The sequence below is a fragment of the Staphylococcus sp. GDY8P85P genome (assembly GCF_017892405.1).
Lineage (GTDB): Bacteria > Bacillota > Bacilli > Staphylococcales > Staphylococcaceae > Staphylococcus > Staphylococcus borealis.
Genome location: NZ_JAESLA010000031.1, coordinates 22,773 through 36,700 on the forward strand (window position 1 = coordinate 22,773; position 13,928 = coordinate 36,700).

The 13,928-nt window shown below is 37.2% G+C and carries 9 protein-coding genes; all 9 read left to right on the plus strand.

Translation table 11 applies throughout. The features are described 5' to 3' along the window. Positions 1-35 precede the first annotated feature (35 nt). Entirely contained in the window at positions 36-404 is a 369-nt protein-coding gene (rplL, locus tag KA828_RS07590) for a 50S ribosomal protein L7/L12 (RefSeq protein ID WP_011276720.1), read from the plus strand. 173 nt (positions 405-577) lie between these two features. Beyond that, positions 578-1,186, plus strand: coding sequence for a class I SAM-dependent methyltransferase (locus KA828_RS07595; protein ID WP_210125958.1), 609 nt, complete (start codon positions 578-580; stop codon positions 1,184-1,186). 208 nt (positions 1,187-1,394) lie between these two features. After that, entirely contained in the window at positions 1,395-4,946 is a 3,552-nt protein-coding gene (gene rpoB / locus KA828_RS07600; RefSeq protein ID WP_210125959.1) for a DNA-directed RNA polymerase subunit beta, read from the plus strand. Positions 4,947-5,145: 199 nt separating this feature from the next. Beyond that, the gene (gene rpoC / locus KA828_RS07605; protein ID WP_210125960.1) at positions 5,146-8,739 is read left to right on the plus strand and encodes a DNA-directed RNA polymerase subunit beta'; all 3,594 of its coding nucleotides are present in this window, start codon (positions 5,146-5,148) and stop codon (positions 8,737-8,739) included. 196 nt (positions 8,740-8,935) lie between these two features. After that, positions 8,936-9,196, plus strand: a complete 261-nt coding sequence (locus KA828_RS07610; protein WP_053031031.1) for a ribosomal L7Ae/L30e/S12e/Gadd45 family protein — start codon at positions 8,936-8,938, stop codon at positions 9,194-9,196. An 89-nt stretch (positions 9,197-9,285) separates the two neighbouring features. After that, entirely contained in the window at positions 9,286-9,699 is a 414-nt protein-coding gene (rpsL, locus tag KA828_RS07615; protein ID WP_053031033.1) for a 30S ribosomal protein S12, read from the plus strand. A 70-nt stretch (positions 9,700-9,769) separates the two neighbouring features. Further along, entirely contained in the window at positions 9,770-10,240 is a 471-nt protein-coding gene (rpsG, locus tag KA828_RS07620; protein ID WP_001137495.1) for a 30S ribosomal protein S7, read from the plus strand. Positions 10,241-10,361: 121 nt separating this feature from the next. Beyond that, positions 10,362-12,443 carry an elongation factor G gene (gene fusA, locus KA828_RS07625; RefSeq protein WP_070854628.1) on the plus strand — a complete coding sequence of 694 codons (2,082 nt, stop codon included), beginning with the start codon at positions 10,362-10,364 and terminating at the stop codon, positions 12,441-12,443. Positions 12,444-12,647: 204 nt separating this feature from the next. Further along, positions 12,648-13,832, plus strand: coding sequence for an elongation factor Tu (gene tuf / locus KA828_RS07630; protein WP_011276713.1), 1,185 nt, complete (start codon positions 12,648-12,650; stop codon positions 13,830-13,832). Positions 13,833-13,928: the final 96 nt, after the last annotated feature.

A 13,928-nucleotide genomic window follows, 5' to 3' on the forward strand; every position in this document is an offset into this window, starting at 1 on the left:
GCATAAAATTTTAAAATAATTGGAGGAAATATAAAATGGCTAATCAAGAACAAATCATTGAAGCAATTAAAGAAATGTCAGTATTAGAATTAAACGATTTAGTAAAAGCAATTGAAGAAGAATTTGGTGTAACAGCAGCAGCTCCTGTAGCAGCAGCTGGTGCAGCTGGTGGCGGAGACGCAGCAGCAGAAAAAACTGAATTTGACGTTGAGTTAACTTCAGCTGGATCTTCAAAAATCAAAGTTGTTAAAGCAGTTAAAGAAGCAACTGGCTTAGGCTTAAAAGATGCTAAAGAATTAGTAGATAACGCTCCTAAAGTAATCAAAGAAGGCGTTGCTAAAGAAGAAGCTGAAAAACTTAAAGAACAATTAGAAGAAGTTGGAGCTACTGTAGAATTAAAATAATTCTAGTATCTTAACTTAATATCGAATGTTAGTGTATTCGATGTATTTATAACAATACATTGATATAATTAACTTGAATTCTTTGAGAAATTAAAACCCCGTTATCACGATAACGGGGTTTTACTTCATTTTCTAGTAAAATAAAGATGAACAATGAAAAAAGAGGTGGCGTTATGGGACACTATTATGATGAAAATCCTGATGTACAAAGTGATGAAAGAGTCATTCACTATCATTACCATCAACATCAATTAAATCTAACTACAGATGCAGGCGTATTCTCAAAAGCGCAAGTAGATTTTGGATCAGATACTTTAGTACAAACCTTTTTAAATGAACATCCTCCTGGTCCAAGTAAAGCAATTGCTGATGTTGGGTGTGGCTATGGTCCGATTGGATTAATGATTGCTAAAGTTTCACCGCATCATCAAATTACCATGGTTGACGTTAATCATCGTGCGTTAAGTCTTGCTGAAAAGAATAAAAAAGCAAATCAAATTGATAACGTCATTATTAAGGAAAGCGATGGTTTATCGCAATTGAAGGATTGTCATTTCGATTATGTGCTAACAAATCCTCCTATTAGAGCTGGAAAAGAAGTTGTTCATCGTATTTTCGAAGAAGCATATCAACAGCTCAATGCTCAAGGTGAGTTGTACGTTGTGATTCAAAAGAAACAAGGTATGCCTTCTGCTAAGAAGAAAATGGAAGAGATTTTTAATAATGTCGAAGTTGTTAATAAGAACAAGGGATACTACATTTTGAAAAGCCGAAAAGGTTGATTTCAAAGTTGTATTCTGATATAGTTATAAAATGTAAAAATTTATGTTCAATAAGTGTGTACTTTTACGCGAAAAGAGTATGATAAACAAGAATAAATGTAGAATCGAAAATGGTGTCATCAACTGTGTTGCCGTTTTCTTTTTGTCTTGTTATACGAAATTTTCATGCGTATTGGTTCATCACACAATATTTGAGGGGTGAATCTGTTTGGCAGGTCAAGTTGTCCAATATGGAAGACATCGTAAACGTAGAAATTATGCGAGAATTTCAGAAGTATTAGAATTACCAAACTTAATAGAAATTCAAACTAAATCTTACGACTGGTTCCTAAAAGAAGGTTTATTAGAAATGTTCCGTGATATCTCTCCAATTGAAGATTTCACAGGTAACCTTTCATTAGAATTTGTAGATTATCGATTAGGTGAACCAAAATATGATTTAGAAGAATCAAAAAACCGTGACGCTACTTATGCTGCACCTCTTCGTGTTAAAGTACGTCTAATAATTAAAGAAACTGGCGAAGTTAAAGAACAAGAAGTATTCATGGGTGACTTCCCATTAATGACAGATACAGGTACATTTGTAATCAATGGTGCAGAACGTGTAATCGTGTCTCAATTAGTACGTTCACCATCCGTTTACTTCAATGAGAAAATTGACAAAAACGGTCGTGAAAACTACGATGCAACAATTATTCCTAACCGTGGTGCATGGTTAGAATATGAAACGGATGCGAAAGATGTAGTATATGTACGTATTGATAGAACACGTAAATTACCGTTAACAGTATTATTACGTGCTTTAGGTTTCTCTCACGATCAATCAATTATTGATTTATTAGGAGACAGTGAATACTTACGTAATACACTTGAAAAAGACAGCACTGAAAATACTGAACAAGCATTATTAGAAATATACGAACGTTTACGTCCTGGTGAGCCACCAACAGTTGAAAATGCGAAAAGTTTATTATATTCACGCTTTTTCGACCCTAAACGTTATGATTTAGCAAGTGTTGGTCGTTACAAAGCAAATAAAAAGTTACACTTAAAACACCGCTTATTTAACCAAAAATTAGCAGAACCAATCGTCAATAGCGAAACTGGTGAGATTGTTGCCGAAGAAGGTACAGTATTAGACCGTCGTAAATTAGACGAAATTATGGAAGTTTTAGAAGCAAATGCTAATAGTGAAGTGTTTGAATTAGAAGGTACAGTTATTGATGAACCTGTTGAAATTCAATCAATTAAAGTTTACGTTCCAAATGATGAAGAAGGTCGTACAACTACTGTAATTGGTAATGCTTTACCTGATTCAGAAGTTAAATGTATTACACCAGCAGATATCATTGCGTCAATGAGTTATTTCTTTAACTTGTTAAATGGTATTGGTTATACAGACGACATTGACCATTTAGGTAACCGTCGTTTACGTTCAGTTGGTGAATTATTACAAAACCAATTCCGTATCGGTTTATCAAGAATGGAACGTGTTGTGCGTGAAAGAATGTCAATTCAAGATACAGATTCAATCACACCACAACAATTAATTAATATTCGTCCTGTAATTGCTTCTATTAAAGAGTTCTTCGGTAGCTCTCAATTATCACAATTCATGGACCAAGCTAACCCGTTAGCTGAGTTAACACATAAACGTCGTCTATCTGCCCTAGGACCTGGTGGTTTAACACGTGAACGTGCTCAAATGGAAGTGCGTGACGTTCACTACTCTCACTATGGACGTATGTGTCCGATCGAGACACCAGAGGGACCAAACATTGGTTTGATCAACTCACTTTCAAGTTATGCACGTGTGAATGAATTTGGTTTCATTGAAACACCATATCGTAAAGTAGACTTAGACACTAACTCTATTACAGATCAAATCGACTACTTAACAGCTGATGAAGAAGACAGCTATGTAGTAGCCCAAGCGAACTCTCGCTTAGATGAAAATGGCCGTTTCTTAGATGATGAAGTCGTATGTCGTTTCCGTGGTAATAACACAGTTATGGCCAAAGAGAAAATGGACTACATGGACGTATCTCCTAAACAAGTAGTATCAGCTGCGACAGCATGTATTCCATTCCTTGAAAACGATGACTCTAACCGTGCCTTAATGGGTGCGAACATGCAACGTCAAGCAGTACCATTGATGAACACTGAAGCACCATTTGTTGGTACAGGTATGGAACACGTTGCTGCACGTGACTCAGGCGCTGCAATTACTGCTAAACATAGAGGTCGTGTTGAACATGTTGAATCTAAAGAAATCTTAGTTCGTCGTTTAGTAGAAGAGAATGGCATTGAACATGAAGGTGAATTAGATCGTTATCCATTAGCTAAATTTAAACGTTCAAATACAGGTACGTGTTATAACCAACGTCCAATTGTTACAGTTGGCGACGTTGTTGAGTACAATGAAATTCTAGCTGACGGACCATCTATGGAATTAGGTGAAATGGCGTTAGGACGTAACGTTGTAGTTGGTTTCATGACTTGGGACGGTTACAACTATGAGGATGCTGTTATTATGAGTGAACGTCTAGTTAAAGATGACGTTTATACTTCAATTCATATTGAAGAATATGAATCAGAAGCGCGTGATACTAAACTAGGACCTGAAGAAATCACTCGTGACATTCCGAATGTGTCAGAAAATGCACTTAAAAACTTAGATGATCGTGGTATTGTCTACGTTGGTGCTGAAGTTAAAGACGGTGACATCTTAGTAGGTAAAGTAACGCCTAAAGGTGTGACTGAATTAACAGCTGAAGAAAGATTATTACATGCTATCTTCGGTGAGAAAGCACGTGAAGTACGTGATACATCATTACGTGTACCTCACGGTGCCGGTGGTATCGTTCTTGATGTTAAAGTGTTTAATCGTGAAGAAGGCGATGATACTTTATCACCAGGCGTTAACCAATTAGTACGTGTATACATCGTACAAAAACGTAAAATCCATGTTGGGGATAAAATGTGTGGTCGTCACGGTAACAAAGGGGTTATCTCTAAGATTGTACCTGAAGAAGATATGCCTTACTTACCAGATGGACGTCCAATCGATATCATGTTAAACCCACTTGGTGTACCATCTCGTATGAACATCGGACAAGTATTAGAACTACACTTAGGTATGGCTGCTAAAAACTTAGGCATCCATGTTGCATCTCCAGTATTCGATGGTGCGAACGATGATGATGTATGGTCAACAATCGAAGAGGCAGGTATGGCACGTGACGGTAAAACAGTCTTATACGATGGTAGAACAGGTGAACCATTCGATAATCGTATTTCTGTTGGTGTTATGTACATGCTTAAACTTGCACACATGGTTGACGACAAACTTCATGCGCGTTCAACTGGTCCATACTCACTTGTAACGCAACAACCACTTGGTGGTAAAGCACAATTCGGTGGACAACGTTTTGGTGAGATGGAGGTATGGGCACTAGAAGCTTATGGTGCTGCTTACACATTACAAGAAATCTTAACTTACAAATCTGACGATACTGTAGGACGTGTTAAAACTTACGAAGCTATCGTTAAAGGTGAAAACATCTCTAGACCAAGTGTTCCAGAATCATTCCGTGTATTGATGAAAGAATTACAAAGTTTAGGTTTAGATGTCAAAGTTATGGATGAACATGATAATGAAATCGAAATGGCGGATGTTGATGATGAAGATGCAACTGAGCGCAAAGTAGATTTACAACAAAAAGATGTTCCTGAAACTCAAAAAGAAACTACTGACTAATTAGAAATAGAAGTTATCTAAATAAGGGATATGAAACTCAGTTCGATTTAATTCTGAAACATGGATAAATCGTACTGATTTCCTCCCTATATTCATAATGACTTGTTTTAGTTTCAATAGATGTAAATCAATCAAATAGCACAGCTAATCTAAATTGAAGGAGGTAGGCTCCTTGATTGATGTAAATAATTTCCATTATATGAAAATCGGTTTAGCCTCACCTGAAAAAATCCGTTCATGGTCATACGGTGAAGTAAAAAAACCAGAAACAATCAACTATCGTACATTGAAACCAGAAAAAGATGGTCTTTTCTGTGAAAGAATTTTTGGACCTACAAAAGACTGGGAATGTAGTTGTGGTAAGTACAAACGTGTACGCTACAAAGGCATGGTCTGTGACAGATGTGGTGTAGAAGTAACTAAATCTAAAGTACGTCGTGAAAGAATGGGACACATTGAATTAGCTGCTCCAGTTTCACATATTTGGTATTTCAAAGGTATTCCAAGTCGTATGGGTCTTTTATTAGACATGTCTCCTAGAGCATTAGAAGAAGTGATTTACTTCGCTTCATATGTTGTTGTGGATCCAGGCCCAACTGGCTTAGAGAAAAAATCTTTACTATCTGAAGCTGAATTCAGAGATTATTATGATAAATATCCAGGCCAATTTGTCGCTAAAATGGGTGCTGAAGGTATTAAAGATTTATTAGAAGAAATCAACTTAGACGAAGAATTAAAATCATTACGTGACGAATTAGAATCTGCAACAGGTCAAAGATTGACACGTGCGATTAAACGTTTAGAAGTTGTTGAATCATTCAGAAACTCTGGTAATAACCCAGCATGGATGATTTTAGATGTACTTCCAATTATTCCACCAGAAATCCGTCCAATGGTTCAGTTAGATGGTGGACGTTTCGCAACAAGTGATTTAAATGACTTATACCGTCGTGTAATTAACCGTAACAACCGTTTGAAACGTTTATTAGACTTAGGTGCCCCTGGCATCATCGTTCAAAATGAAAAACGTATGTTACAAGAAGCTGTAGATGCTTTAATTGACAACGGTCGTCGTGGTCGTCCAGTTACTGGTCCAGGTAACAGACCATTGAAATCTCTTTCACATATGCTGAAAGGTAAACAAGGTCGTTTCCGTCAAAACTTACTTGGTAAACGTGTTGACTATTCAGGTCGTTCAGTTATTGCAGTTGGACCAAGCTTGAAAATGTATCAATGTGGATTACCTAAAGAAATGGCACTTGAATTGTTCAAACCATTCGTGATGAAAGAATTAGTTCAACGTGAAATTGCTACGAACATCAAAAACGCTAAAAGTAAAATTGAACGTATGGACGATGAAGTTTGGGACGTATTAGAAGATGTAATCAGAGAACATCCTGTATTACTTAACCGTGCACCTACACTTCACAGATTAGGTATCCAAGCATTCGAACCTACATTAGTTGAAGGTCGTGCTATCCGTCTTCACCCACTTGTAACAACAGCTTACAACGCGGACTTTGACGGTGACCAAATGGCTGTTCACGTTCCTTTATCTAAAGAAGCACAAGCTGAAGCACGTATGTTAATGCTAGCTGCGCAAAACATCTTGAACCCTAAAGATGGTAAACCTGTTGTAACACCATCACAAGATATGGTACTAGGTAACTATTACCTTACTTTAGAACGTAAAGATGCAGTAAACACTGGCACAATCTTTAATGATACTAATGAAGTGCTTAAAGCATATGCAAATGGTTATGTACATTTACACACTCGTATTGGTGTGCATGCGAAATCATTTAATAACCCTACATTTACAGAAGCTCAAAACAACAAAATTTTAGCTACTTCAGTAGGTAAAGTGATCTTCAATGAAATCATTCCTGATTCATTCGCATTTATTAATGAACCTAGCCAAACTAATCTTGAAGGTAAAACACCGGATAAATACTTTATTGATCCAACTCAATTAGGTGAAGGTGGACTTAAAGCTTACTTTGAAGAACAAGAGCTTATTGAACCATTCAATAAAAAATTCTTAGGTAATATTATTGCCGAAGTCTTCAATAGATTTAGCATCACTGACACATCTATGATGCTTGACCGTATGAAAGATTTAGGTTTCAAATTCTCATCTAAAGCTGGTATTACTGTTGGTGTAGCAGATATTGTTGTACTTCCAGATAAACAAGATATCTTAGATGAACATGAAAAATTAGTTGAACGCGTGTCTAAACAATTTAACCGTGGTTTAATTACTGAAGATGAACGTTATAATGCTGTTGTTGAAATTTGGACAGATGCCAAAGATCAAATTCAAGGCGAATTAATGCAATCACTTGAGAAAACAAACCCAATCTTCATGATGAGTGACTCTGGTGCCCGTGGTAACGCATCTAACTTTACTCAGTTAGCTGGTATGCGTGGTTTAATGGCCGCTCCATCAGGTAAAATTATCGAGTTACCTATCACATCTTCATTCCGTGAAGGTTTAACGGTATTAGAATACTTCATCTCTACTCACGGTGCGCGTAAAGGTCTTGCCGATACAGCCCTTAAAACAGCTGACTCTGGTTACCTTACTCGTCGTCTTGTTGACGTTGCACAAGATGTTATCGTTCGTGAAGAAGACTGTGGTACAGACCGTGGTTTACTCGTTTCTGATATCAAAGAAGGTACAGAAATGATTGAACCATTCATCGAACGTATTGAAGGACGTTACTCTAAAGAAACAATTCGTCATCCTGAAACGGATGAAGTAATCATTCGTCCAGATGAATTAATTACAGCTGAAATTGCTAAGAAAATCAGTGATGCAGGCATTGAACAAATGTACATCCGCTCAGCATTTACTTGTAACACACGTCACGGTGTTTGTGAAAAATGTTACGGTAAAAACCTTGCAACAGGTGAAAAAGTTGAAGTGGGTGAAGCAGTTGGTACAATCGCTGCGCAATCAATCGGTGAACCTGGTACCCAACTTACAATGCGTACATTCCATACAGGTGGTGTAGCAGGAAGCGATATCACTCAAGGTCTTCCTCGTATCCAAGAGATTTTCGAAGCACGTAATCCTAAAGGTCAAGCCGTGATTACTGAAATCGAAGGTGTCGTTGAAGATATTAAATTAGCTAAAGACCGTCAACAAGAAATTGTTGTTAAAGGTGCTAATGAAACAAGATCTTACTTAGCTTCAGGTACTTCTAGATTGAAAGTAGAAATCGGTCAATCAGTTGAACGTGGTGAAGTGTTAACAGAAGGTTCAATCGAGCCTAAGAACTTCTTAGCCGTTGCTGGTTTAAATGCAACTGAAAGCTACTTACTTAAAGAAGTTCAAAAAGTTTATCGTATGCAAGGTGTAGAAATCGACGATAAACACGTTGAAGTAATGGTAAGACAAATGCTACGTAAAGTTAGAATCATTGAAGCTGGCGATACTAAGTTATTACCTGGTTCATTGGTTGATATTCATAACTTTACAGATGCAAACAGAGAAGCATTTAAAGAACGTAAACGTCCAGCAACAGCTAAACCAGTATTGCTTGGTATTACTAAAGCTTCTCTTGAAACAGAAAGCTTCTTATCAGCAGCGTCATTCCAAGAAACAACACGTGTGCTTACAGATGCAGCTATCAAAGGTAAACGTGATGACTTACTTGGACTTAAAGAGAACGTTATTATCGGTAAGTTAATTCCAGCTGGTACTGGTATGAGACGTTATAGCGACGTTAAATACGATAAAGCGGAAACACCAGTTACTGAAACTGAAGAAGCCGAAGTTATTGAATAAACTATAAAATAAAGCCTATTAGGAATTATTTTATAATTGACGAGACGGGACATATCTAACTTTTAAAGAGGTAGTCTCGCTCTCGTTCTTTATTTTTTAAAATGAGTAAAAAGTCTACAAAAAATGTTGACTTGATACTTCAATAAGTGTTATTATTGTAAAGGTTGATGCAAGCAGAACTTTGGAGGATATTTTAATGTCTAATGAAAAAGTTGCACGCTTTAACAAACAACACTATGTAGTTGGTCTTAAAGAAACGCTTAAAGCGTTAAATAGAGATCAAGTTGCATCTTTGATTATTGCTCAAGACGTTGAGGTGCATTTGTTAGCTCACGTATTTAGTTTAATCAATCATAAAAATATACCTATCACTTATTATCAAAGCAAACATGCTTTAGGTAACTATGTAGGTATTAATGTTAATGCAACCATTGTTGCGTTATTGAATGAGAATTAGTAAGTATTTTGCTTACTAAATTTTATTTAACCTAAAAATGAACCACCTGGATGTGTGGAATTAAAAAGTGAAGAGAGGAGGACATTTCAATGCCAACTATTAACCAATTAGTACGTAAACCTAGACAAAGCAAATCTAAAAAATCAGATTCACCAGCTTTAAACAAAGGTTTTAATAGTAAAAAGAAACAATTTACTAACTTAAACTCACCTCAAAAACGTGGTGTTTGTACTCGTGTAGGTACTATGACACCTAAAAAACCTAACTCAGCGTTACGTAAATATGCACGTGTGCGTTTATCAAACAATATTGAAATCAACGCATACATCCCTGGTATCGGCCATAACTTACAAGAACACAGTGTAGTACTTGTACGTGGTGGACGTGTAAAAGACTTACCTGGTGTGCGTTACCACATCGTACGTGGTGCACTTGATACTTCAGGTGTTGACGGACGTAGACAAGGCCGTTCATTATACGGAACTAAAAAACCTAAAAATTAAGTTTAAGATTGTGTAAATTTTAATTTCAATTTTTAATAATATACTATAATAGGAAGGGAGGATTTTAATTATGCCTCGTAAAGGATCAGTACCTAAAAGAGACGTATTACCAGATCCAATTCATAACTCTAAATTAGTTACAAAATTGATCAACAAAATTATGTTAGATGGTAAACGCGGAACTGCACAAAGAATTCTTTATTCAGCATTTGACCTTGTAGAACAACGCAGTGGTCGTGATGCTTTAGAAGTATTTGAAGAAGCAATCAACAATATTATGCCAGTATTAGAAGTAAAAGCTCGTCGTGTGGGTGGTTCAAACTACCAAGTACCAGTTGAGGTTCGCCCTGAACGTCGTACGACTCTAGGATTACGTTGGTTAGTAAACTACGCTCGTCTTCGTGGTGAAAAAACTATGGAAGATCGTTTAGCTAACGAAATCTTAGATGCTGCTAATAATACAGGTGGTGCCGTTAAGAAACGTGAGGACACTCACAAAATGGCTGAAGCGAACAAAGCATTCGCTCACTACCGCTGGTAAGATTAAAGCTTTAACCCTGAGTGTGTTCCGTCACATTGGTTTACCAAATAAGATGGCTCATGCTTAGGGCATCGCCATATTCAATAGTACTTATTCAGTAATTACTGGAAGGAGAAAAACAATGGCTAGAGACTTTTCTTTGAAAAACACTCGTAATATCGGTATCATGGCTCACATCGATGCTGGTAAAACAACTACGACTGAACGTATTCTTTACTATACAGGTCGTATCCACAAAATTGGTGAAACACACGAAGGTGCTTCACAAATGGACTGGATGGAACAAGAACAAGACCGTGGTATTACAATCACATCAGCTGCTACAACAGCTCAATGGGATGGCCACCGTGTAAACATTATCGATACTCCAGGACACGTAGACTTCACTGTAGAGGTTGAACGTTCATTACGTGTACTTGATGGTGCGGTTACTGTACTTGATGCGCAATCAGGTGTAGAACCTCAAACTGAAACAGTTTGGCGTCAAGCTACAACATACGGTGTACCTCGTATCGTATTCGTAAACAAAATGGATAAATTAGGTGCTAACTTCGATTATTCTGTAAGCACATTACATGATCGTTTAGATGCTAACGCTGCACCTATCCAATTACCAATTGGTGCCGAAGACGAATTTGAAGCTATCATTGACTTAGTTGAAATGAAATGTTTCAAATATACAAACGACTTAGGTACTGAAATTGACGAAATTGAAATTCCTGAAGATCACAAAGAAAGAGCAGAAGAAGCTCGTTCTAATTTAATCGAAGCAGTTGCTGAAACTAACGACGATTTAATGGAAAAATATCTTGGTGACGAAGAAATTTCAGTTGAAGAATTAAAAGATGCTATCCGTCAAGCAACTACTGACGTAGAATTCTACCCAGTACTTTGTGGTACAGCATTCAAAAACAAAGGTGTTCAATTAATGCTTAACGCAGTAATTGACTACTTACCATCACCTTTAGATGTTAAACCAATTGTTGGCCACCGTGCTGACAATCCTGAAGAAGAAGTAATTGCTAAACCAGACGATTCAGCTGAATTCGCTGCATTAGCATTTAAAGTTATGACTGACCCTTATGTTGGTAAATTAACTTTCTTCCGTGTATATTCAGGTACTTTAACATCAGGTTCTTACATTAAGAACTCAACTAAAGACAAACGTGAACGTGTAGGTCGTTTATTACAAATGCACGCTAACTCACGTCAAGAAATCGATACTGTTTACTCAGGCGATATCGCTGCTGCAGTTGGTCTTAAAGATACAGGTACTGGTGACACATTATGTGGTGAAAAGAATGACATTATCTTAGAATCAATGGAATTCCCAGAACCAGTTATCCACTTATCAGTAGAACCTAAATCTAAAGCTGACCAAGATAAAATGACTCAAGCTTTAGTTAAATTACAAGAAGAAGACCCTACTTTCCATGCACACACAGATGAAGAAACTGGACAAGTTATCATCGGTGGTATGGGTGAGTTACACTTAGACATCTTAGTTGACCGTATGAAGAAAGAATTCAACGTTGAATGTAATGTAGGTGCGCCAATGGTTTCATACCGTGAAACATTCAAGCAATCTGCACAAGTTCAAGGTAAATTCTCTCGTCAATCTGGTGGTCGTGGTCAATACGGTGATGTTCACATTGAATTCACACCAAACGAAACTGGCGCAGGTTTCGAATTCGAAAACGCTATCGTTGGTGGTGTAGTTCCTCGTGAATACATTCCATCAGTTGAAGCTGGTCTTAAAGATGCTATGGAAAACGGTGTCTTAGCTGGATATCCATTAATCGATGTTAAAGCTAAATTATTTGATGGTTCATACCATGATGTCGATTCATCAGAAATGGCCTTCAAAATTGCTGCATCATTAGCGCTTAAAGAAGCTGCTAAAAAATGTGATCCAGTTATCTTAGAACCAATGATGAAAGTAACAATCGAAATGCCTGAAGAATACATGGGCGATATCATGGGTGACGTAACAGCTCGTCGTGGACGTGTTGATGGTATGGAACCTCGTGGTAATGCACAAGTTGTTAACGCTTATGTACCACTTTCAGAAATGTTCGGTTATGCAACTTCATTACGTTCTAACACTCAAGGTCGCGGTACTTACACAATGTACTTCGATCACTATGCAGAAGTTCCAAAATCAATCGCTGATGATATCATCAAAAAAAATAAAGGTGAATAATTAAACTTGTTTTAACTAGATTTTCTAGGTAAAATACAGCGTATGCTTATTCTTTAAGCAAACACCTTTATGAATTGATTTTTTACTGAAAATGCATTATAAATGAATTATGAATTCTAACAATCATTATGTCTCATGATGGTGAGAAACTATCATGAGAGATAATATTGAAATAACTTTTACTAGAATAGGAGAGATTTAATAATGGCAAAAGAAAAATTTGATCGCTCAAAAGAACATGCCAATATTGGTACTATCGGTCACGTTGACCATGGTAAAACTACTTTAACAGCTGCTATCGCAACTGTATTAGCTAAAAATGGTGACACTGTAGCACAATCATATGACATGATTGACAACGCTCCAGAAGAAAAAGAACGTGGTATCACAATCAATACTGCACACATCGAATACCAAACTGACAAACGTCACTATGCTCACGTTGACTGCCCAGGACACGCTGACTATGTTAAAAACATGATCACTGGTGCTGCTCAAATGGACGGCGGTATCTTAGTAGTGTCTGCTGCTGACGGTCCAATGCCACAAACTCGTGAACACATTCTTTTATCACGTAACGTTGGTGTACCAGCATTAGTAGTATTCTTAAACAAAGTTGACATGGTTGACGATGAAGAATTATTAGAATTAGTTGAAATGGAAGTACGTGACTTATTATCTGAATACGACTTCCCAGGTGACGACGTACCTGTAATCGCTGGTTCAGCTTTAAAAGCTTTAGAAGGCGATGCTCAATACGAAGAAAAAATCTTAGAATTAATGCAAGCAGTTGATGATTACATTCCAACTCCAGAACGTGATTCTGACAAACCATTCATGATGCCAGTTGAGGACGTATTCTCAATCACTGGTCGTGGTACTGTTGCTACAGGCCGTGTTGAACGTGGTCAAATCAAAGTTGGTGAAGAAGTTGAAATCATTGGTATCCATGACACTTCTAAAACAACTGTTACTGGTGTAGAAATGTTCCGTAAATTATTAGACTACGCTGAAGCTGGTGACAACATCGGTGCATTATTACGTGGTGTTGCTCGTGAAGACGTACAACGTGGTCAAGTATTAGCTGCTCCAGGTTCAATCACACCTCACACAAAATTCAAAGCAGACGTATACGTTTTATCTAAAGACGAAGGTGGACGTCACACTCCATTCTTCACAAACTATCGTCCACAATTCTATTTCCGTACTACTGACGTAACTGGTGTTGTTAACTTACCAGAAGGTACTGAAATGGTTATGCCTGGCGACAACGTTGAAATGACAGTAGAATTAATCGCTCCTATCGCGATTGAAGACGGTACTCGTTTCTCAATCCGTGAAGGTGGACGTACTGTAGGATCAGGCGTTGTAACTGAAATCATCGAATAATTTTAATTATTCTTTATTTCAAAGACTCCCTTTAAGGGAGTCTTTTTTTTGGAGAAGAGCAGAAATTAAAATAATTGGGTTCTACGCAAACATCGG